The 20,800-nt window shown below is 68.0% G+C and carries 20 protein-coding genes; 14 read left to right on the top strand and 6 right to left on the bottom strand.

The annotated features are described in order from the left end of the window. Positions 1-56 precede the first annotated feature (56 nt). Positions 57-680 (top strand): TetR/AcrR family transcriptional regulator, encoded by a 624-nt coding sequence (locus tag A3ES_RS0112095; RefSeq protein ID WP_157630473.1) that lies wholly within the window; start codon positions 57-59, stop codon positions 678-680. On the opposite strand, the gene A3ES_RS0112100 is transcribed toward A3ES_RS0112095, so the two are convergent. Next, entirely contained in the window at positions 632-1,387 is a 756-nt protein-coding gene (locus A3ES_RS0112100) for a MerR family transcriptional regulator (RefSeq protein ID WP_020387077.1), read from the bottom strand. The two genes, A3ES_RS0112095 and A3ES_RS0112100, sit on opposite strands and share 49 nt — an antisense overlap. Before the next feature lie 112 nt (positions 1,388-1,499). Between A3ES_RS0112100 and A3ES_RS0112105 the strand changes: the two genes are divergently transcribed. The 3 genes from A3ES_RS0112105 to A3ES_RS0112115 are packed head-to-tail and all read left to right on the top strand — an operon-like array spanning position 1,500 to position 5,076. Then, positions 1,500-3,305 (top strand): hypothetical protein, encoded by a 1,806-nt coding sequence (locus A3ES_RS0112105; RefSeq protein WP_020387078.1) that lies wholly within the window; start codon positions 1,500-1,502, stop codon positions 3,303-3,305. Then, positions 3,302-4,123, top strand: coding sequence for an SDR family NAD(P)-dependent oxidoreductase (locus A3ES_RS0112110; RefSeq protein WP_020387079.1), 822 nt, complete (start codon positions 3,302-3,304; stop codon positions 4,121-4,123). Before A3ES_RS0112105 ends, A3ES_RS0112110 begins: the two co-directional genes overlap by 4 nt. 35 nt (positions 4,124-4,158) lie before the next feature. Continuing rightward, positions 4,159-5,076, top strand: a complete 918-nt coding sequence (locus A3ES_RS0112115) for an alpha/beta fold hydrolase (protein WP_020387080.1) — start codon at positions 4,159-4,161, stop codon at positions 5,074-5,076. On the opposite strand, the gene A3ES_RS0112120 is transcribed toward A3ES_RS0112115, so the two are convergent. Further along, positions 5,073-5,477, bottom strand: a complete 405-nt coding sequence (locus A3ES_RS0112120) for a DUF6855 family protein (protein ID WP_040454568.1) — start codon at positions 5,475-5,477, stop codon at positions 5,073-5,075. The genes A3ES_RS0112115 and A3ES_RS0112120 overlap by 4 nt on opposite strands. A gap of 609 nt (positions 5,478-6,086) precedes the next feature. Between A3ES_RS0112120 and A3ES_RS0112125 the strand changes: the two genes are divergently transcribed. The 5 genes from A3ES_RS0112125 (at position 6,087) to A3ES_RS0112145 (ending at position 11,993) form a co-directional block, all read left to right on the top strand. Then, complete coding sequence (locus A3ES_RS0112125; RefSeq protein ID WP_026162799.1) at positions 6,087-7,232, top strand: CaiB/BaiF CoA transferase family protein; 1,146 nt, start codon at positions 6,087-6,089, stop codon at positions 7,230-7,232. A gap of 66 nt (positions 7,233-7,298) precedes the next feature. Next, a complete protein-coding gene (locus A3ES_RS0112130; protein ID WP_157630474.1) occupies positions 7,299-8,240 on the top strand; it encodes a hypothetical protein in 942 nt (313 codons plus the stop codon). A gap of 147 nt (positions 8,241-8,387) precedes the next feature. Further along, a complete protein-coding gene (locus tag A3ES_RS0112135; protein ID WP_020387084.1) occupies positions 8,388-9,944 on the top strand; it encodes a sugar ABC transporter ATP-binding protein in 1,557 nt (518 codons plus the stop codon). Further along, positions 9,941-10,975 (top strand): ABC transporter permease, encoded by a 1,035-nt coding sequence (locus tag A3ES_RS0112140; RefSeq protein WP_020387085.1) that lies wholly within the window; start codon positions 9,941-9,943, stop codon positions 10,973-10,975. Before A3ES_RS0112135 ends, A3ES_RS0112140 begins: the two co-directional genes overlap by 4 nt. Before the next feature lie 10 nt (positions 10,976-10,985). Beyond that, positions 10,986-11,993 (top strand): substrate-binding domain-containing protein, encoded by a 1,008-nt coding sequence (locus A3ES_RS0112145; protein WP_020387086.1) that lies wholly within the window; start codon positions 10,986-10,988, stop codon positions 11,991-11,993. Positions 11,994-12,312: 319 nt separating this feature from the next. Here A3ES_RS0112145 and A3ES_RS0112150 read toward each other — a convergent pair whose 3' ends face one another. Further along, on the bottom strand, positions 12,313-13,305 hold the full coding sequence (locus A3ES_RS0112150) for a LacI family DNA-binding transcriptional regulator (protein ID WP_020387087.1): 993 nt from the start codon (positions 13,303-13,305) through the stop codon (positions 12,313-12,315). 118 nt (positions 13,306-13,423) lie between these two features. Here A3ES_RS0112150 and A3ES_RS0112155 point away from each other — a divergent pair, with 118 nt between their 5' ends. The 3 genes from A3ES_RS0112155 to A3ES_RS0112165 are packed head-to-tail and all read left to right on the top strand — an operon-like array spanning position 13,424 to position 15,834. Then, positions 13,424-14,860 carry an NAD-dependent malic enzyme gene (locus A3ES_RS0112155; protein WP_020387088.1) on the top strand — a complete coding sequence of 479 codons (1,437 nt, stop codon included), beginning with the start codon at positions 13,424-13,426 and terminating at the stop codon, positions 14,858-14,860. A 25-nt stretch (positions 14,861-14,885) separates the two neighbouring features. After that, positions 14,886-15,269: a VanZ family protein gene (locus tag A3ES_RS47020; protein ID WP_237744927.1), complete on the top strand. Its 384-nt coding sequence runs from the start codon at positions 14,886-14,888 to the stop codon at positions 15,267-15,269. Between the two features lie 7 nt (positions 15,270-15,276). Then, complete coding sequence (locus A3ES_RS0112165) at positions 15,277-15,834, top strand: YqgE/AlgH family protein (protein WP_020387090.1); 558 nt, start codon at positions 15,277-15,279, stop codon at positions 15,832-15,834. Between the two features lie 7 nt (positions 15,835-15,841). Here the strand turns inward: A3ES_RS0112165 and A3ES_RS0112170 are convergent, their stop codons facing one another. Then, on the bottom strand, positions 15,842-16,111 hold the full coding sequence (locus A3ES_RS0112170; protein ID WP_020387091.1) for a DUF3039 domain-containing protein: 270 nt from the start codon (positions 16,109-16,111) through the stop codon (positions 15,842-15,844). A gap of 142 nt (positions 16,112-16,253) precedes the next feature. On the opposite strand from A3ES_RS0112170, the gene A3ES_RS0112175 reads away from it, so the two are divergent. Both A3ES_RS0112175 and A3ES_RS0112180 read left to right on the top strand, forming a co-directional pair. After that, a complete protein-coding gene (locus tag A3ES_RS0112175; RefSeq protein ID WP_020387092.1) occupies positions 16,254-16,823 on the top strand; it encodes a Uma2 family endonuclease in 570 nt (189 codons plus the stop codon). Between the two features lie 51 nt (positions 16,824-16,874). Further along, positions 16,875-18,674, top strand: a complete 1,800-nt coding sequence (locus A3ES_RS0112180; RefSeq protein ID WP_051084695.1) for a DEAD/DEAH box helicase — start codon at positions 16,875-16,877, stop codon at positions 18,672-18,674. Between the two features lie 437 nt (positions 18,675-19,111). Here A3ES_RS0112180 and A3ES_RS0112185 read toward each other — a convergent pair whose 3' ends face one another. Then, positions 19,112-19,873 carry a glycoside hydrolase family 16 protein gene (locus tag A3ES_RS0112185; protein WP_020387094.1) on the bottom strand — a complete coding sequence of 254 codons (762 nt, stop codon included), beginning with the start codon at positions 19,871-19,873 and terminating at the stop codon, positions 19,112-19,114. A gap of 59 nt (positions 19,874-19,932) precedes the next feature. Next, positions 19,933-20,775 carry a helix-turn-helix transcriptional regulator gene (locus A3ES_RS0112190; protein WP_020387095.1) on the bottom strand — a complete coding sequence of 281 codons (843 nt, stop codon included), beginning with the start codon at positions 20,773-20,775 and terminating at the stop codon, positions 19,933-19,935. Between the last annotated feature and the right edge of the window lie 25 nt (positions 20,776-20,800).

Here is a 20,800-nt window from a genome sequence, read left to right on the forward strand (position 1 = left end):
TCTAATGCTGTTAGACAGTAATCTAACGGGAGTAGACGACCAGAAGCGAGGGAAATATGAGGCGCGACGCGTCGTCGCACGCGGCCGTGGGAATCTCCGTCGCCGCGATCGTCGAGGCGGCGCTGGCGGCGATCTCCGAGCGCGGGGTCGAGGGGCTGACCATGCGCTCGGTCGCCGAGCGGCTGGAGGTCCGGGCGCCGACGCTCTACCACCACGTCCGGAACAAGGACGAGTTGCTGGAACTGGTCGCCCGCAACGCGTTCGACTCGTTCGGGGCCGAGCGACTGGCCTATCAACGGGTCGAGACGCTCGACGACTGGATCGCGGTGACGACGACGGGTGCCCATCGCCTGCGTGAGTTCTATGCCGGGCACCCCGGCCTGGCCCGCCTGATCCAGGCCAAGGCGACGCCGTACCGGGATGAGGGCGATGGATCGCGGGCGGCGCTGATCCGCGCGCAACTCGTTGCCCTGGTCAACCTTGGTGTCCCGGAACCCGTTGCCCGCAAGGTCTTCGAGACCACGGCCCGATGGACCATGGCCGCCGTCGCCGCGGAACCGGTGGGGGACTCGGGCGATCAGTTCTCGCTAGGCCTGGACTTCTTCCTGCAGGGCGTCAAGGCGCACCTGGCTCAGCCGGTCGAGGGCAGCGCGTCGGGGTCGAGGCCGAGCTCCTCGTAGGCGACGACCTCGATCTCGCGGCCCATCGACTCGCGGAAGGCGGCCACCAGAGCCTGCCCGGCCAGCGGAATGATGTTCTCCAGCGTGCGCTGGATCTCCGGCCAGCGGTCAGCCGGCAGGCCCGCGTCGGCGAACTCGCGCCAGACGGTACTGCGGAACAACTCGACGTAGATCTTGGCGACCGCGTCGGCGTGGTTGAAGAGTTTGGGCAGCATCTCGAAGATCGCGTCCAGCGGGACGCCGAGCTTGATCACCTCGAGGCCGGTGCGGAGCAGATCCGGGTTCGGGATCCGGAGCCGGCCGTCGTCCTGGCGTTCGGCGATACCCAGCTCGACCAGCCGGGTGATGGTGTCCGGGTTGTGCGGGATGCCCGCTCGCTCGGCCAGCTGCTGCTCGGTGATCACCTCGGGCTCGGTCGGCGTCCAGGGGCTGACCAGCGTCTCGAACACGCCCAGCGCGAGAGCGCCGTCTGGGAGCTCGCTCATCATCCGCTCGACCGCCGCCAGCGTGTAGCCCTTGTCGAGCAGCTCGCGGACGAGTGTGAGTCGCGCCACGTGGTCGGCACCGTAGTACCCGGTCCGGCCGGCCAGGCGGGGTGGCGGGATCAGCCCGCGGCCGGCGTACGCGCGGACGTTGCGCACCGTCATGCCCACCTTGGCGGCGAGCTGGTCGACCGTGAACTCTTCCGGGGCCGACTCGGCCGGCATCTGTCCTCCCACCCTTGACAGTGTTCCAGACTACACGTTACATATCTTATGTAACATCATCCATGGCGCATGCTTGGTGTCCGACGCGCAGTACGAACCGAAGGAGTGCCGAATGACCGTCCCCTTGGCGGCCTCGACCGGAACCGCGACGTTCGACCAGATCGTGATCGTCACCGGGCTCGTCTCGGTGCTCTATTTCGCACTCGCCGTACTGCTGTGGCGGGAACGCACCGGACGGGCGACGCTGGTAGGGCGCCTCGCGGACACCATCGGGAGACTGGACGGAGTCCCCCGATGGGCCGCGCTGACGCCGTACCTGCACGCCGTCTCGCTGCTCGCCTGCGCGTTCGGGGTCTGGTGGGACATCGCCGTGCACATCGACAGCGGCCGCGACACCGGCCCGTTCGGTACGCCGGCGCACTACCCGATCTTCTTCGGCATCCTGGGCGTGATCGTGTCCGGCGTCTTGCCGATCGCGCTGGCCCGCAAGCCGTTGCCGGCCCGGACGATCAAGCTGACCAAGGGCTGGCGGATCCCGTGCAGCGCGGCGCTGGTGACGGTGTGCGGCACGTTCGCGCTGGTCGGCTTCCCACTGGACGACGTCTGGCACCGGCTGTTCGGCGAGGATGTCACGCTGTGGGGTCCGACGCATCTGCTGATGATCGGCGGCGTCGTGCTGTCGATCTTCGCCCGGCTGCTCGCCTCGGCCGAGGTCGAGCAACTGGTCGGCATCAACCTGCGCCGGCGCCTCCAGGAGATCGTTGCCGTCGGCGCATTGCTGATCGCCTGGGACCTGTTCAGCACCGAGTTCAACTACGGCGTACCGCAGTTTCCCTTGATCCTGCAGCCGATCCTGATCGTCTTCGGGTCGGCACTCGCCTTCACTTTGCTGCGGTCGCGGCGCGGACCCGGTACGACGTTCGGCGCGCTCGCTGTCTACCTGGTGATCCGCGGCGGTATCGCCTGGGCGGTAGACCAGCCGCTCGGCGAGATCCTCGGCCACTTCCCGCTGCTGATCGTCGAGGCGGCGCTGGTCGAGTTGACGGCACTTGCTCTGGGCAACAAGAACCGCTTCCGGCTGGGGCTCGTCTCCGGCGCGCTGATCGGCACGGTCGGCGTGGCCGCGGAGTACGGATGGAGCCAGGTGTGGATGCCGATCCACTGGCCGGCCTCGATGCTTCCGTCGGCGCTCGGCTTCGGCGTGGTCACCGGCCTCGGGGCTGGGCTGGTCGGTGCCTGGCTTGCCACCCGGTACGCCGAGGTGGCGGGCGAGGTGCGCGACACCCCATCGGTACGCCGGACGCATCAGCTCGGCGCGATCGGGCTGGTCGTAGTACTGGCGGCGCTCTTCTTCTGTGTACCGCGGTCGGCTGATCCGGGGGTGACGGCAACGGTGTCGCTGGAGCCGGTGGCGACCGGGGCGCAGCCGACGGCGTACGTGACGGTGAAGCTGCAGCCTGCTGACGCGGCCGATGGAGCGCGCTGGTTTGAGGCGCTGGCCTGGCAGGGTGGCGGGCAGATGACGCACGCGATGCAGAAGGTTGCTGATGGCACCTATCGGTCGACGGATCCGCTGCCGATGTTTGGCAAGTGGAAGTCGATGGTCAGGCTGCATCAAGGGCCGCGAGACATGGTCGCGATGTGGGTCTATGCGCCGGAAGACCTGGCGATCGAGAAGCCGGCTGTCCAGGTCGGCAACGGGCAGACGGTCGAGTTCATCAGCGAGCAGCAGGTACTGCGGCGCGAGGAGCGGACCGACGTACCGCGCTGGATGTGGAACGGCGGGTACGCACTGCTCGCCGTGGTCGGGTCGCTGGAGATCCTCGGGATCGCCTGGCTGGTCGGTCGCGGTGCGCGCGGTGGTCGGCTTCGTGCGGCTCACCTGGAAGGCTCCAAGTTGGAAAGGGAAACTGCATGACCGGGCGCGCCGGTCTACGGAAGCGGCGAGCGTGGGATCTGCGGGGCAAGAAGGCGCTCGTCACGGGTGCTGCCGGAGCCTTCGGTACGGCGACCGTCGAGCAACTGCGGTCTCGTGGTGCCGAGGTGATCGGGCTCGATCTGCAGAAGAGTGAAGGCGTCATCGAGTGCGACCTGACGCAGGCGGAGCAGATCCCGGGTGCCGTCGACGAGGCGGTCGAGCGGCTCGGCGGGCTGGACGTGCTGATCAACAACGCGGGCATCGGCGTACCGGCTCTCGCAGGGGAGGCGCCGGATGCCGTTGCCCGCAAGGTGATCGAGGTGAATCTCTTTGCTGGCTGGGGCGTCACGGCCGCTGCCATGCCCGTACTGCGGGCCGCGCGTGGGCGGGTGATCTTCGTGTCCTCCGGGCTCGCGTATGTGACGCTGCCGCTCGCCGCGTCGTACTTGGTGTCCAAGCGGGCGATCGACACTTATGCGGATGCGTTGCGGATCGAGAATGGCCGGGCGATCGACGTGAGCGTGATCTATCCGGGGTATGTGCCGACGCCGATCCATGATGCGTCGCTTGCTCGTGGGGTTGATCTTGGGTTGTTCTTGCCGGCCGAGACGGTGGCGCAGGTGGTTGGGACGATCGTCGACGTGGCTGCTTCTGCGCGCCCGCCGCGGAATCGGGCATCCACTCGGTCGACCGGGGTGGGAGTCGCGGTCGCGCGGCATCTACCGTCGGTGGCCGACAGGCTGGTCAGGTTGCGGACCAACCAGCAACGCCGCAAGGGTGGGTTGGGCGAGTGGACGGACAGACTGGGGAAGCTATGACGCAACAGGCTGAGCGATCCGGGGGAGATGTGGCGATGCGGGCTGAGCGGTCCGGGGTGGTTACTGCCGACGGGGTGCGGCTGCATGTCGAGACAACCGGTTCGCAGGATGCGCCGGTGACGGTGGTGCTTGCGCATGGCTGGACTTGCTCGACGCGGAGCTGGCATCACCAGCTCGCCGGGTTGCCTCGGGTGTTGGGGGCGGACGCAGTACGGGTGGTGGCTTACGACCATCGCGGGCACGGGCGTTCGTCGGCGGCGCCGGCTGGTACTACGCGGATCGAGCAGTTGGCGGACGATCTGGCTGCCGTGCTCGACGAGGTCGTCGGGGATGGGCCGGTGGTGTACGCCGGGCACTCGATGGGCGGGATGACCTTGATGGCGCTGGCCGAGCAGCGGCCGGAGCTGATCGGGTCGCGGATCGCGGCGGCCGCTCTGGTCTCCACCTCGTCGGGTCAGCTGACCTCGCGGGCGTTCGGATTGCCCGCGCGACTCGACGGGCCGGCATCGCTGCTGGCTCCTCGCGCGATGAACCTTGCTGGTCAGCGGATGGAGCGACGCGCAGTACGGGCTGCTTGGTTGCAGGGGGCATCGATTCGGGTACGCCGGCCTGCGGTGCGGCAACTGGTGTTCGGGAAGCAGGCGGACCCGGCCGAGGTGGACATCCTGATGGCAGACCTGGCCGCGACACCGGGCCGCTCATTCGCCGGCTTCTTCGAGGCTCTCACGCTGCATGACCGGGAGCACGCGCTGAAGGTGCTCGACGCGATCCCGCTCGAGATCATGCACGGCACCCGCGACCGCCTGATCGGTCCTCGCCACGGGAACCGCCTAGCGCACCTCGCTCCCTCCGCCCGCCTCTGGATGTACCCAGGCGCCGGCCACATGCTGATGCAAGAACGCCCCCGCGACGTAACCCAACGGCTGGCCTCCCTGGTACGCAAGGTCCGCTAGAGCGCACGCATCCTGTTGTTCCGAGCGTTGTGCTCGACCTCGGCCACCCCGAGCGCCTCCAGCACCGGCGGAACGTAGTTCGCGAACCGCCCGCGAAAACCCTTCTTCACGCCGTACCACCCACCAACCGGGTTGTCCTCCGCCCGCGCCCACGCCTCAACCGTCCCGGGCGCCGCGGGCTTCTGCTCATCCGCGTTCCCCAGCACCATCCAGTCGCCATGCGCCGTGAGCATCCCGTGCAGGTCGTCGATACACCGCAGCTGATAACTCAACTTGGTGCTCCCCACCCGACACACCAACTCCGCCGCGTCCTCATCCCGATACACCTCGTACTGCGACCCGCCGGGCGGCGTACTCAACACCCACGGGTCGTCCTTACTCCCAGTTCCGGTGAACGCCATCACAACCCCCTCCTCCCGATGCCCCTTGATTCGCAGGCTACGCCAAGTACTACAGCCGGAGTTCGTGGTGTTGGGCGGCAGGCCCGGACCTCCGCCACTCACAAACCTCTCGTTTCCGCCCGGGAGCACGCCTGTGCACGCTTGGCCGGGTGCGATCAGTTGGGGTTTGTGAGTGGCGGCGGTCCGGCCCGACGCGACGACCGCACGCTGAACATCACGACTCCCTTCGCCCAAGCTCCCTAGTCCCGGAGGCGCCTCCGTCCCACGGACGCGATACCCAGCCCCAACCCGGACTCGCTCGCGTTCCCCGAGCCGTCGCGCGGCCGCCCCCACTTCGTGCACGCGTGAGCGAATCGGCCACCGCGATCCATGCCCACCTCGTGCCCAAAGTCGCCCCCCGGGCCCTACCCAAAGCGGCCGCGACTTTGTGCACGGCGTAGCCATAAACCCGCCAGTAGATGCGGGATCTGGTTCACCGCCGGTCCGCCTCCCGCCGGGCGGCACCAGCTCGTCATCAAGGGAAGCAGTGGTGACTTCTCCGTTCAGGCGACGTACAACCTCACAGTCAAGGACACTGCTGGGCTCTGATCAGCCCACTAGGGTGGCGGGGTGCAGAACCTTCTTTCTGATGTCGTGGTCGTGGATCTGACCCGGGCGCTGGCTGGGCCGCATGCGGCGATGATGCTGGGGGATCTGGGGGCGCGGGTGATCAAGGTCGAGACGCCGGTGGGTGGGGATGACAGCCGGGGGTGGGGGCCGCCGTTCGTCGAGGGGGAGTCGACGTATTTTCTGTCGGCCAACCGGAACAAGGAGTCCGTGACGGCGGATCTGAAGTCCGAAGAGGGTAAGGAGTTTCTGAGCAAGCTGGTGTGCAAGGCCGACGTGCTGCTGGAGAACTTCCGGCCCGGCGTACTGGATCGGCTGGGGTTCTCCGTCGAGCGGTTGCATGAGCTCAACCCAGGGCTGGTGATTTTGTCGATCACCGGCTTCGGGCATGACGGGCCGGAGGGTGGGCGCGCGGGGTACGACCAGATCGCTCAGGGCGAGGGCGGGCTGATGAGCATCACCGGCGCGGTCGAGCCGACCAAGACCGGCGTACCGATCGCGGATCTGCTGGCCGGCATGTACGGCGCCTACGGGGTGCTCGCCGCGCTCCACGAGCGGAGCGTCACGGGCAAGGGGCGCGTGGTCCGGACGAGTCTGCTGGCGTCGGTGGTCGGCGTCCACGCGTTCCACGGCACCAAGTGGACCGTCGCTGGGGAGATGCCCGAGCGGGTGGGCAACCATCACGCGCAGATCGCGCCGTACGGGATGTATCGCACCAAGGACGACATCGTCCAGGTCGCCGTCGGCAGCGAAGGGCAGTGGCGGACGTTCGCGCCGATCGTCGGGCTGGACCCGGCGGACGAGCGGTTCGCGGCGAACGCAGTACGGGTGGCGCATCGTGACGAGCTGACCACGGCGATCGAGGCCGCGTTCAGTGCCGAGCCGGCCGACGAGTGGTTGCGCCGGCTCGAGGAGGCGGGGATCCCGGCGGGCAAGGTGCGTGACTTCCAGCAGGTCTACGACTGGGAGCAGACGCGGTCGCAGGGCCTCCTGATCGACGTCGACCACCCGACCCTCGGCCGCATCCAGCTCCCCGGCCCACCGCTCCGCTTCGACGACAACCCGTACGCCGGTGCGCGCGAAACCAACCTGCCGCCGCCGCGCCTCGGTGAACACGACGAGTCAGTTCGCGCCTGGCTCGAGGAGTAGCAACTTTCCGCCGAACTGCTGCATCAAGGCTGGTAGCGACCCGACCAGCTCTCGGAGGTTCTTGCGATGACGAGTTCACGAGGAGGTGCGGCCCTTCTGGGCGCCGCGCTCTTGACCGGCAGCATGGTGGCGGGTCCGGCGAACGCCACCACCAACGCACCGACCAGCACCGCGAATGCCAAGGCGAGTTGCCAGCAGCGAGTCGGGGAGGTGGAGCGGAATGGATGGGTGGCCGGCTTCACGGTCAATGCCATTCCGCCGACCCGCACGGCTGGGACAGAAGTGCCCCGCGTCTACCCCCAGGGGTTCGTGAGGCTCAGCGGATCCTTCACCTCCGTGCCGACGGTCACCCAGACCGTCGAAAACGATGGCTATCTGGTGCTCGACTCGACGATGTACCACAGCCGCTGGACTCTCGGCTCGGATGGAAAGCTCGTTCCTGACTCGCTGGTGTTGTCGCCTGTCGGTGGCGGCTGGGACTACAACGCCTTCGTGAACTCGGAGTACGCCGTGCCCGGCAGCACGAAGGTCCGGCTGACGCACTACGGCCTGAGCAGGGAAGGCACGCTCTACCGCTGGACGATCCGGAACGGCATCTGGATGGACAGGAAGGCCGCCATAGGGTTCGCGGCGGTCAAGACGATGACATTGATCAGCCAGACGGCGACGTACGACACCTTCCTGGCGATCACCCGTGGCGGGGCGCTCTACACGATCCGCGTGCCGCTGACGTCACCGCTAAAGCCGGTGGTGAAGAAGGTCCGTGCCTCCACCTGGCAGGGATTCGAGCAGTTGATCGCCACCCGCTGCGGTAAAGCCGGCACGTTGCTGCTCGCCATCGACAACGACCTCCAGGTGGCCTACCTGTACGCCATCGGCCACGCGAACGGGCCGTCGACCGTGATTCAGGGCCTCGGCAAGGTCACCGGCGGAGAGTTCGACGCACGGTCGGTCTACCACCGGACCACCTCGGACCCGGGCGTGGACCCGCCACTGTACGGCGAGTAAACGGCTTGCGACGGCACCCTTTCCACCACTGTGGAAAGGGTGCCGTCGTGCGTCCCTGGTGACCTAATCTCGGTGAGGGGTTGACGGTGCGCGCGGCGCAGGTCTAGCGTCCGGGAAATCGATTACTCACCCGATCGCGGAGGTGTCATGCCCCAGGCCGCCGCCCTGGTCCGGATGTCGCGGATCGGCAAGCGCTACGGCGGCGTACAGGCCTGCCGCGACGTCGACTTCACCCTCGGTGCGGGTGAGGTGCACGCGTTGCTCGGCGAGAACGGCGCCGGTAAGAGCACGCTGATGAAGATCCTGTCCGGAGACGTCACCGGCTACGCCGGGCAGATCGAGATCAACGGCTCGCCGGTCTCCTTCAGCGGACCGACCGACGCGCAGGCCGCCGGGATCGCGATGATCCACCAGGAGCTCGACCTGGTGCCTGGCCTGCCGGTCGCCGACAACATCTTCCTCGGCCGCGAGCTCCGCACCCGGCTGCGTACGGTCGACCGGCGCCGGATGGAACGCGAGGCGCGAGCGCTGCTCGAACGCAGCGGTGTCGATCTCGACCCCCGTCGCCCGGTCGGTGAACTCCGGATCGGCGAACAGCAGCTCGTCACGATCGCCAAGGCGATCTCCCTCGACGCGCGGGTGCTGATCATGGACGAGCCGACCTCCGCGCTGACCACGTCGGAGGTCGAGCGGCTGTTCGTGGTGATCCGCGAACTGCGCCGCGGCGGCGTCGGGATCGTCTACATCTCGCACCGGATGGAGGAGATCGCCCAGGTCGCCGATCGCGCGTCGGTCCTGCGCAACGGCCAGAACGTGGCGAGCTTCGACCCACGGACGCTGAGCACCGCCGAGGTGGTCGAGGCGATGGTCGGACGGCCCGTGCAGACGATGTTCACCACGCCGGACGCGGCCACCGGTGACGAGCTGCTCCGGGTCGAGAATCTCGCTCTCACCCCACGCCGTCCACGTCCCGGCCGGCGCGACCCGGCTGGGATCTCGCTCACGGTCCGCGCCGGCGAGATCGTCGGACTGGCCGGCCTGCTGGGCTCCGGACGGACCGAGCTGCTCGAGACCCTGTACGGCGTTGCGCCGGGTGGCACGCGATCCGGGCGGATCGTGTTGCAGGGTCAGCAGATCCAGCCACGTGGACCGCGTCATGCGTTGCGGCACGGGATCGGGTTCGTGCCCGAGGATCGGCGTACGTCGGGATTGGTGCTGTTCCACTCGATCCTCGCGAACACGGTGGTGTCCAGCCTTCCGGCGTACGGGCGGCTGGGGGTGATCGCTCGGCGGATGGAACGGTCCGCGTCGGTGCGGATGGCGGATCGGCTGCGGTTGAAGTTCGGGCGGTTGCAGGACGAGGTCGGCACGCTGTCGGGCGGCAACCAGCAGAAGGTCGTGTTCGGGCGGATGTTGCTGACCGAGCCGCATTTGCTGCTGCTCGACGAACCGACCCGGGGTGTCGATGTCGGCGCCAAGGCAGAGATCTACCGCCTGCTCGGAGAGCTGGCAGGCCAAGGCATCGGCGTACTGCTGGCGTCGTCGGAACTCCCCGAACTGGTCGGCGTCTGCGACCGAGTCGTCGTACTACGCGACGGTCGCGACGTGGCGTCGTTCAGTACCGCGGACTCGGCCGAAGGCGACCTGCTCGCCGCCGCGATGGGAGAAAGCGCTGTGTTCGAAGACGCCGGAGGAGCCCAATGACGGACGTGCAGGACAAGGCTGTGTCAGCGCCGACGGCGGTCGCGGAGAAGTCGGGCGGTGTGGTGGCGACGCTCTTCCGGTTCCAAAGTGTTTTTGGATTGCTTGCCGTGTTCATCGCGGCGATCATCTTCTCGCCGCGACGGGACGGCGAGATCCTGTTCGTCAGCGCCGACAACCTCGCCAACGTCGTTCGGGCGGTGTCCGAGATCGGCATCATCGCGGTCGGTATGACGTTCGTGATCCTGATCGGCGGCATCGACCTGTCCGTCGGCGCCGTACTCGGCCTGGCGGCGGTCGGCTCGGCCGTGCTGATGGTCGAGAGCGACTGGGGTTTCCTGCCGTCCGTCGTTCTGGTACTAGCGATCGGACTCGTCTTCGGTGCCCTGCAGGGGATGGCGACCGCGATGATCGGCATCCAGTCGTTCATCGTCACGCTTGCCGGCTTACAGATAGCCCGCGGCCTGGCCAGAATCTGGTCCGACGGCCAAGGCGTGGCGATTGCCTACGGCAACGGTCCGAACGAGGCGCCCAACTCGTTCGCGATCCTCGGCGAACGGACCTTCGGCGGACTCGTCCCGATCCCGGTACTGATCTTCGCGGTGGTCGCGATCGCCGCCGTCGTCTTCCTCCGGGTCAGCGCGTTCTCCCGGCATCTGTACGCGGTCGGCGGCAACGAGAAGGCCGCCCGGCTGTCCGGCGTACCGGTGATCCGGGTGAAGATCGCCGTCTTCGCGATCTGCGGGCTGCTCGCCGCGCTGGCCGGCATCGTGCATGCCGTCCAGCTCAACCAGGGCAGCCCGAACGACGGAATCGGCTACGAGCTCGACGCGATCGCCGCCGTGGTGATCGGCGGCACCAGCCTGGCCGGCGGCCGCGGCTCCGTCGCCGGAACGGTGGCCGGCGCGCTGCTGCTCGGAGTACTGAACAACATCCTTGCCCTGAACAACATCGAATCGAACATCCAGCTGCTGATCAAGGGACTCGTGATCGTCGCCGCGGCCGCGCTGCAACGACTCCGTCCCGCTTCCTGAAAGGCTCGTCATGCGAAATCTCAAGGCACCCCTGGCCACCGCGGCCGTTGCAGCGCTGGTCCTGGCCGGCTGTGGGACCACCAGTGAACGGACTTCCGACCAGCCACAGGCCGGCAACTCCAAGGAGTGCAAGGGGGCCGACGGCAAGTACACGATCGGGATGAGTCAGGCGAACGTCGCCGAGCCGTATCGGCAACGGATGGACGACGACATCAAGGCGGCGGCCAAGGAGGTGTCGCAGTTCGAGGTGAAGTTCGCCGATGCCGCGCAGGACAACGCCAAGCAGGTCGCGGACGTGGAGAACTACATCACCCAGCAGATCGACCTGCTGATCATCAGCCCGAACGAGGCCAAGCCGCTGACCGCGGTGGTGAAGAAGGCCTTCGACAAGGGCATCCCGGTGCTCGTGCTGGACCGCAAGGTCGAGGGTGACGCGTACACCGGCTTCATCGGCGGCGACAACGTTGAGATCGGCACCGAGGCGGGCAAGTACGTCGCGGAGAAGCTGCTGCCGCAGGGTGGCAACGTGGTGGAGTTGAAGGGCCTGGCCGGCGCGACGCCCCAGGCCGAGCGGCACCAGGGCTTCATCGACGCGATCAAGGCGAACCCGAAGCTCAAGATCGTCGCCGACGCCAGCGGCGACTGGCTGCGGGAGAAGGGCCAGGCGCAGATGGACGCGCTGCTGAAGGCGAACCCGAAGATCGATCTCGTCTACGCCCACAACGACCCGATGGCCGAAGGCGCCTACCTGGCCGCGAAGGCGGTCGGTCGCGAGAAGGAGATGAAGTTCATCGGCATCGACGCGTTGCCGATCCCGTCGGGCGGCATCAAGGCAGTGGAACAAGGCCGCCTCAGCGCCACCTTCACCTACCCGACCAACGGCAAGGAAGCCATCGCCGCCGCCAAGAAGATCCTGGTCGACTGCGGCACCATCGAGAAGACCCAGACCCTGAAGACCCGCCTGATCGACAAGGAAAACGCCGCCAGCATCTACGCCGAGGAGAACCCCACCGGCTGACCCGCCCACGCGCTAACCCCACCCACGCTGCTCCCCACCCCCCAGCTACTGGGCTCCTCCGTCGCCCCTCCGCTGCCTTGGCCAAAGGCGGAGGGGCTGGCTGGATGTGATGACAGGTCGGCGAGCCGTGGCTGACGTCGTGTCAAACGCATCCCAGCTGATTTCTGAGAGTGAACGCGCCGAACGACCCCTTGAGGCCGGCCGTGGCTGTAGGCGTCTTCTGCGTGACCTGCTCCAGGGCAAGGCAGCGGAGGGGCGAGTGAGGAGCCCAGGAGTTGGGGGGTGGGGAGCGGCGACGTAGGAGTCGGGTGGGTGGGGTTTACCGTTGGGAGCTGCCTCGTTTGATCAGGCGGGCGCCGAGGGTGGTGGCTGTCGGTGGCCGGGTGTTGTCCGCGATCCTTGCCAATAGCAACCTTGCGGCGACGGTACCGATCTCGTACGCCGGTTGTGCCACGACCGTCAGCGGCGGGTCCACCAGCGCGGCCCACGGCGCGTCATCGAAGGCGACCAGGCCGACCGCTTTGCCCGGCCGGATCCCGTGCTCCTGTAACGCCTGAAGCACACCTACCGCCATCGCGCTGTTCGCCACCAGTAGTGCATCCGGCGGCTCTGGCTGGTCGAGCAAGTCCTGGGCCGCCCGATGCGCCCCCGCCGCCTTGTACTCAGTACGCCGTACCAGCTTCGTCGTACTCCGTCGGCGGGCCGCCTTCAGCGCGTCGCGGTACCCGGCGAGCCTGTCGTCCGCAGTACGGACTCCTGATGGGCCGGTGATACACCCGATCCGTTGATAGCCCTGGTCTATCAAGTGCGCGGTCGCTTGCCTGGCGGCGAGTCTGGTGTCGACGAGCACGACATCACTCTCCTGCCCCGGCAGCGGTCGATCGACCGCCACGAAGGCCGTTCCGCGCTTCGTCAGCTTCTCGACGCTGGTCGTCGTACCGGTGGGGGACAGGATGACGCCGGCCACCCGCTCCTGGATCGCGATGTCGATGTAGCGGTTCTCCTTGTCGGCGTTCTCGTCGGAGTTGCAGAGCACGACCGAGTAGCCGACCTCGTGCGCGACATCCTCGACACCGCGCGCGATCGCCGTGAAGAAAGGGTTCTCGACGTCGGAGATGATCAGCGCGATGACGGCGGCCTCCTGACGGCGCAGGTTCCGGGCCGGTCCGTTGGGCTGGTAGCCGAGCTCCTCGGCGGCCTTCCGGACCCGCGCGACCAGGTCCGGATCGACCGTGGACTTGCCATTCAGCGCCCGCGACACGGTCGCCGTCGACACCCCGGCCCGGTCCGCCACATCGCTGATCGTCGGCATCGTCCTCCCTTCACTGACCGAACCCTAACCTTCCGGGTAATGGATTACCCAGCTTCTCGCCGTGCACTTTAAGAACACAACCTCCAGGTATGACCAGTGACATGAGAGGATCACCCGCGTGACTGCCTTGCCGAGCGTTTCCTACTCCATCACCGTTCGCCTCGAGGTCCCCGCGGGTGGCTCGACGGTGAGCAAACTGACCACCGCGGTCGAGCACGCCGGCGGTCTCGTCACCGCGCTCGACGTGACCGCCTCCGGCCACGAGCGCCTGCGGATCGACGTGACGTGTGCCGCCGCCGACACCGAGCACGCCGGCCGGCTGGTCGAGGCGATGCGCGCCGTACCGGGCGTCGAGATCGGCCGGGTCTCCGACCGGACCTTCCTGATGCACCTCGGCGGCAAGATCTCGATGGAGGCCAAGCACCCGATCCGCAACCGTGACGACCTCTCGATGATCTACACCCCGGGTGTCGCGCGGGTCTGCCTGGCGATCGCGGCCAACCCCGACGACGCCCGCCGGCTGACGATCAAGCGCAACAGCGTCGCTGTGGTCACTGACGGTTCCGCCGTCCTGGGGCTGGGCAACATCGGCCCGAAGGCCGCGTTGCCGGTGATGGAGGGCAAGGCCGCGCTGTTCAAGCGCTTCGCCGGCATCGACGCCTGGCCGCTGTGCCTGGACACCCAGGACACCGACGAGATCATCGCGGTGGTCAAGGCGATCGCGCCGGGCTTCGCCGGGATCAACCTGGAGGACATCTCCGCGCCGCGCTGCTTCGAGATCGAGGCCCGGCTGCGCGAGGAGCTCGACATCCCGGTCTTCCACGACGACCAGCACGGTACTGCGGTCGTCGTGCTGGCCGCGTTGTTCAACGCGTTGCGCGTGGTCGGCAAGGACATCAGCGAAGTACGCATCGTGCTGTCCGGCGCGGGCGCGGCCGGTACGGCGATCCTCAAGCTGCTGATCGAGGCCGGCGTGCGGGACACGATCGTCGCCGATATCGCCGGGGTCATCCACACCGAGCGCGACGGACTGTCGCCGGAGCTGCGCTGGATCGCGGAGAACACCAACGCCGCGGAGTACAGCGGAGACCTGAAGGGCGCGCTGGCCGGTGCCGACGTGTTCATCGGCGTCTCGGCGCCGAACATCCTGAACGGCGACGACATCGCGACGATGAACAAGGACGCGATCGTCTTCGCGCTGGCCAACCCGGACCCGGAGGTCGACCCGGCGGCGGCGCACGAGCACGCGGCCGTGGTCGCGACCGGCCGCAGCGACTTCCCGAACCAGATCAACAACGTGCTGGTCTTCCCGGGCGTCTTCCGCGGTCTGCTCGACGCGCAGTCGTCGAAGGTGTCGATCCAGATGGAGCTGGCGGCCGCGAAGGCGCTGGCCGGGGTGGTCACCGACGACGAGCTGAACGCCGACTACATCGTGCCGAGCGTCTTCCACCCGGAGGTGCATACACGGGTCGCGCACGCCGTCCGCGACGCCGCCGGTGGCAAGGCGCCGGCCGCGGAGCACTTCCCGGACGACTCACCGGCGCTCGGAGTTTGAGTCACCTGCTTTGATTGACTCCACTTTGAGTGAACCTGTCCTTCGTACGTCTCGTACTGCGTGGTTCTGGCGGGCTGCCTTCGCGGCGGCCTGCCTGATTCACCTGTACGGGGTGTACGCGCCGCGACAGGCCGGCTCCGACGTCCAGTTCCCGTACTCCGACAAGTTCGCGCACCTGCTGCTGTTCGGGGCAGTGGCCTACCTCGGCCTGCGCAGCGGCGTACGGGCTCGCTGGTTGTTGCCTGTGGTCGCCGCCAACGCTGTTGTCAGCGAGGTGGTCCAGTACTACTGGCTGCCGTTCCGCAGTGGCGACCCACTCGACTCGGTCGCCGACCTGTGCGGGGTGGCGCTGGGCGCCTGGCTCGGGTTCCGCGCGCTCCGTGCCCAAAAGTTGCCGAGCACGACATGATGGGTGCATGACGGCCACGACCCTGACCGGCTCGCTGCTGGTGGCGACCCCGCTGCTCGACGAGCCGCCCTTTCGGCGGTCGGTGATTCTGCTGCTGGATCATGACGACGACGGTGCGCTCGGGGTGGTCGTGAACCGCGCCGCCGACCTGGAGGTCGACCGGGTGCTGTCCGACTGGTCGACGACGGTGAGCGAGCCTGGGGTGCTCTTCATGGGCGGCCCGGTGGGGACGGACAGTGCTCTCGCGGTCGCCGAGGTGATCGAGTCGGCCGATCCGCCGGGCTGGCGCGGGTGCTTCGGGCGGATCGGGCTGATCGACCTCGACGTACCACCGGCGCTGCTGGAGGGCGCGATCCAGCGAATGCGCATCTTCGCCGGCTACGCAGGCTGGTCCAGCGGCCAACTGGAAGGCGAGATCACCGAGGGCGCCTGGTACGTCGTACCGTCCGAACCCGACGACGTGTTCAGCCTCCAACCGGAAGGCCTCTGGCGTCGCGTCCTACGCCGCCAAGGCGACCAGATGGCCTACTTGGCGACCTACCCGGACGACCCCACCTACAACTGACTCCCGACTACTCCTTGTTGTCGTCGCCGTCGTCGCCGGGGTTCAGGGACTCCCAGATCTCTTTGCATTCCGGGCAGACCGGGAAGCGCTGGGGGTCGCGGCTCGGGACCCAGACCTTGCCGCACAGGGCGACGACCGGGGTGCCCATCACCATCGCCTCGGTGAGCTTGTCCTTCGGCACGTAGTGCGAGAACCGCTCATGATCGCCCTCGTCCAGCGACGGCTTGGTCCGCTCGTCGGTGACCGTCTCCGCGCCGGGGCTCAGCTGAGTACTCATAGCCACGAGTGTAGGTCGACTCGGCCGCCAACTCCCGCACTTTCTCCACAGGGTGACCGGACTGGAATTGCCCTGTGGACAACCGGGGCAACCCGGGGCAGATGACGGCACTTTGTAGGTATGACCATCACAAGGAGGCACCATGGCAATCATGGAATCCGAACCGCAGTACTCGCCGCCCTGGCGACCGAGCGGCCCGCTGACCAGGGACGACCTCGACCGGATGCCCAATGACGGGCACCGCTACGAGCTCATCGACGGGGCGCTGATCATGACCCCGGCGCCATCGCGCCTGCACCAGCGCGTCGTCGCTTCTGTCTACCGACTGCTGTTCGCTGCCTGCTCCGATGAACTGGAGGTGCTCTTCGCCCCGTTCGACGTCGTCATCTCCGGGAATACCGTCCTCCAGCCTGACCTGTTGGTCGCCCGGCGCGAGGACTTCACCGAGCGCGATCTCCCGACGGCGCCGTTGCTTGCCGTCGAGGTGTTGGCGCCGAGCACGCGCCGGATCGACGTGATGCTGAAATTCTCCCGGCTGGAGGCGGCCGGGTGTGCGTCTTACTGGGTGATCGATCCCGACACGCCGGAGTTGATCGCCTGGGAGATGCGGGACGGGGCATATGCGCAGGTGGCGAAGGCCACCGGTGACGAGGTGGCGCGGTTGACGGCGCCGTTCGCAGTGAGCGTGGTGCCTGCCGATCTGACCTTGTGAGGGATCTCGGGTAACGTTCCTGCACGGCCGACAGTCGACTATCGGGGGAGTATGCCGTCCGTGGATTCGCACGTGCCAGCAGCACCAGCCGTGCTACCTCCGGCCTATCCGGACCGCGCCGCGTGGGGCACTGCGAGCAAGCTGCGGGCCTGGCAGGCGGAAGCACTCCAGCTCTACTTCGACAAGCAGCAGAAGGACTTCCTGGCGGTCGCGACGCCGGGCGCGGGCAAGACGACGTTCGCGCTGACCGTCGCCGCCGAGCTGTTGCATCGCCGGGTGATCGAGCGGATCACGGTGGTGACGCCGACCGAGCACCTGAAGGTCCAGTGGGCCGATGCCGCCGACCGGGCCGGGATCGCGATCGACCCGGCGTTCGCGGGACGCAAGGGCCGGACGAACAAGGACTTCCAGGGTGTCGCCGTCACGTACGCCGGCGTCGCCATGAACCCGCTGGCCTTTCGGGTCCGGACCGAGAAGTTCCGCACGCTGGTCATCCTCGACGAGGTGCACCACGGTGGTGACGCGCTCAGCTGGGGTGAGGGAGTGCGGGAGGCATTCGACCCCGCCACCCGGCGCCTCGCCCTGACCGGTACGCCGTTCCGCAGCGATGACAACCCGATCCCGTTCGTCACCTACGAGCACGGCCACGACGGCGTCGCGCGCAGCCAGGCCGACTACACCTACGGCTACGGTCACGCGCTGCGCGACCACGTCGTACGGCCGGTCATCTTCATGTCGTACTCCGGGGAGATGCGCTGGCGCACCAAGGCCGGTGACGAGGTCGCGGCCCGCCTCGGTGAGCCACTGACCAAGGACCTGACCGCCCAGGCATTGCGTACTGCGCTCGCCCCGACCGGCGAGTGGATGCCGGCCGTGCTGGCTGCCGCCGACAAGCGGCTGACCGAAGTACGGCGGCACATGCCAGACGCCGGCGGGCTGGTCATCTCGGGTGACCAGACCACGGCCCGGGCGTACGCGAAGGTCTTGCGCGAGCTGACCGGCCAGGCGCCGACCGTCGTACTGTCCGACGAGAAGGCGGCGAGCAAGAAGATCCAGACGTTCTCCGACGGCGGGCAGCGGTGGATGGTCGCCGTGCGGATGGTCAGCGAGGGCGTCGACGTACCGCGGCTGGCGGTCGGGGTTTACGCGACGCCGACCTCTACGCCGCTGTTCTTCGCGCAGGCGGTCGGGCGGTTCGTGCGGGCGCGCAAGCGGGGTGAGACGGCGTCGGTGTTCGTGCCGTCGGTGACCCGGTTGCTGAGCTTCGCGGCCGAGATGGAGGTCGAGCGGGACCACGTGCTCGGCCGCAGGAACTCGAACGAGGACGGCGACATCTTCGCTCTCGAGGACGATCTGCTGAAGAAGGCGAACCAGGCCGAGGGCGCGAGCGACGATCTCGACGCGAAGTTCGAGGCGCTCGGGTCGGATGCGAGCTTCGACCGGGTCGTCTTCGACGGTGGTGACTACGGGACGGGTGGCGACATCGGGTCGGACGAGGAGCTGGACTTCCTCGGGCTGCCCGGGTTGCTGGAGCCCGATCAGGTCCGCGAGCTGCTGCGCAAGCGGCAGGCCAAGTCGCTGGCCCAGCAGAAGAAGTCCCAGCGCGGGACCTCCGACCGCGAGGACCCGACCCCGGTCGAGCTCGCCACCCACGAGCAGGTTGCGCTGCTGCGCCGTGAACTGAACGGCCTGGTCGCCGCCTGGCACCACCGGACCGGCCAACCCCACGGCGTCATCCACACCGACCTCCGCCGCAAACTCGGCGGCCCAGCCGCGGCCCACGCCTCCTCCGCCGAACTCCGCGACCGCATCGAACTAATCCGAGACTGGGCCACCCAACGCCGCGCCTAACCCGCGAGGTGCCCTACCCCAAGCCGGTCAGCCGCGTGGAGCTCGGGGTCGATCCGGACCGGCTTGCTCGTCGGCCAGGCGAGCGAGCCCACCAGTGGTGGGCTTGAACATCTTCTGGTGACCTTGGACAGCGCACACCTTGTTCAAGGTCACCGTTAGGGTCCGAGCCCGCCACTGGTGGGTTTGGCCGGGCGAAGGTCAGCGACGAGACCCAACTGGGCACTGTGCCGGCAGGTGCGGACACCGGTGCATACCTAGCACCGGCCAGCAAGCGCTTCCCTCGGCGTGTCGGGGCTCCGGAGCCGGGTCGTGTGTGCGCAGCCGTCCGTGCCCCCGCCGTCTGTGCACGGCCGTCCGTGCCCCCGCCGTCCGTGCACCGGCCGTCCGCGCCACCGCCGTCCGTGCCCCCGCCCTCCGTGCTCCTGTCTGGCTTGGCCCTAACCCCGGTAGACGCGGACGTAGTCGACCTGCATCGACTCCTCGGTGACCTCCGGGGGGATCGCGCTGTAGACGAACATGTCCAGGATCAACGCGTCACCGGTGCCGTCGTACGCGCCCTGCTCGCAGATCTGCTGGCCGTCGAGGTACCAGCGCGTCTTGTCGGGACCCAGTTGCTGCCCGATGGTGTGCCAGTCATTCGTGAGGTCCTCCGGCGACTCGTAGGTGCAGCTGCCACCACCTGACTGGTGGTTGGTCAGGTACAGGTTCCGATGGTTGTCGCTGTAGAACTCGTACGTGTCCTGCTCATTGGACCCATTGCCGTTCCAAGTCCAAGTGGACGGCCAAAACCCTTTCGCAGCAGGCAGTTTCAGCCGCGTCTCCACATAGTCACCGGGCTTGACGGTGAAGGAGTTCGCAGGCTCGTGACCGCACGCCTGCGCCGTCGTGATCAGCCCGCTCGACCACTCGTACCCCGGCTGCGGGTTGTTCTTGCGAGCGGTGATCGTCAGTACGCCGCCACCGACGGCGAGCGCGTCCCACGTGTGCCACTCGAGTTGCTGGTTGCCCTTGTTGCCGAGGCACTGGTCGGCCTCCGCGTTCGAGTGGATCGCCCACTTCCCCCGGTCGATCGCGCTACCGTCGAACTCATCCGCGAAGACGATCTCCCCGGGAGGCGCAGCGGACGCCGCGGGACCCACGACCGCCACCAGCAACGCCGCGGCCGCAGTACCGGCGACAGCGGTAATTAACTTACGCATCAAGCAACGCCTCTCGTCAGATAGTGACGGTCAAACGCTCGCTTGACGGTGGCAGAATGTCAACCTGTGGTCAGCGATTGGGTCCCGACGACCTCGAGCAGCCGGATGGCCTGGTCCGAGGGGGAGCCCGGGTCGGCCGTGTAGAGGATGACGCGCTGGTCGCGATCGGGGATGACCAGGACCTCGCAGACCACGTCGATCCGGCCGACAGCTGGGTGGATGATCGTTTGGCACATGCTCTGCTGCGTCGCGACCTCATGCAGCGCCCAGATCCGGGCGAACTCCTCGCTGCCGTCGACCAGGTCCGCCACCAGCGCCGCGATCGACGGGTCCTCGGGATAGCGCCCGGTCGCCGCCCGCAGATCCGCCGCCGACTCCCGCGCGAACTCGACGGTCTGCTGCTCCCCGAACCGCTCCCGCTGCCGCGACCCGGACAGGAACCGCAGGCGCAACAGGTTCCGCTCCCGCTGCGGCACTGCGGAGAAGTCAGCGATCAGCGCGGCGGCCAAGGGGTTCCACGCCAGTACGTCGTACTTCGCGTCCAGCACCAGCCCTGGTACGTCGAGTCGCGCCAACATCCGCAGTACGCCGGTGCGCACGTCCGACGGCGGTCCCGGCGGTGGCGCGGGCTGCTCCCCAGCCAGCCGGAACAGGTGCGCCCGCTCGGCGTCGGACAGCCGCAGGGCTCGCGCCAACCCAGTCAGCACCGGCCGGGACGGTCGCGGACCACGCCCCTGCTCCAACCGGGTGTAGTAGTCCGTCGACATCGTGGCCAGCCCCGCGACCTCCTCGCGCCGCAGGCCCGGCGTACGGCGGCGGAGTCCGGCGGGCAGGCCCACATCGTCCGGCCGCAGCCGCTCCCGCCGGATTCGCAGGAACTCCGCCAGCTGTGCCCTGTCCATGCACCCAGCATCTCAAGCCCCGCCG

The sequence above is a fragment of the Kribbella catacumbae DSM 19601 genome (genome assembly GCF_000372465.1).
GTDB classification, from domain to species: domain Bacteria; phylum Actinomycetota; class Actinomycetes; order Propionibacteriales; family Kribbellaceae; genus Kribbella; species Kribbella catacumbae.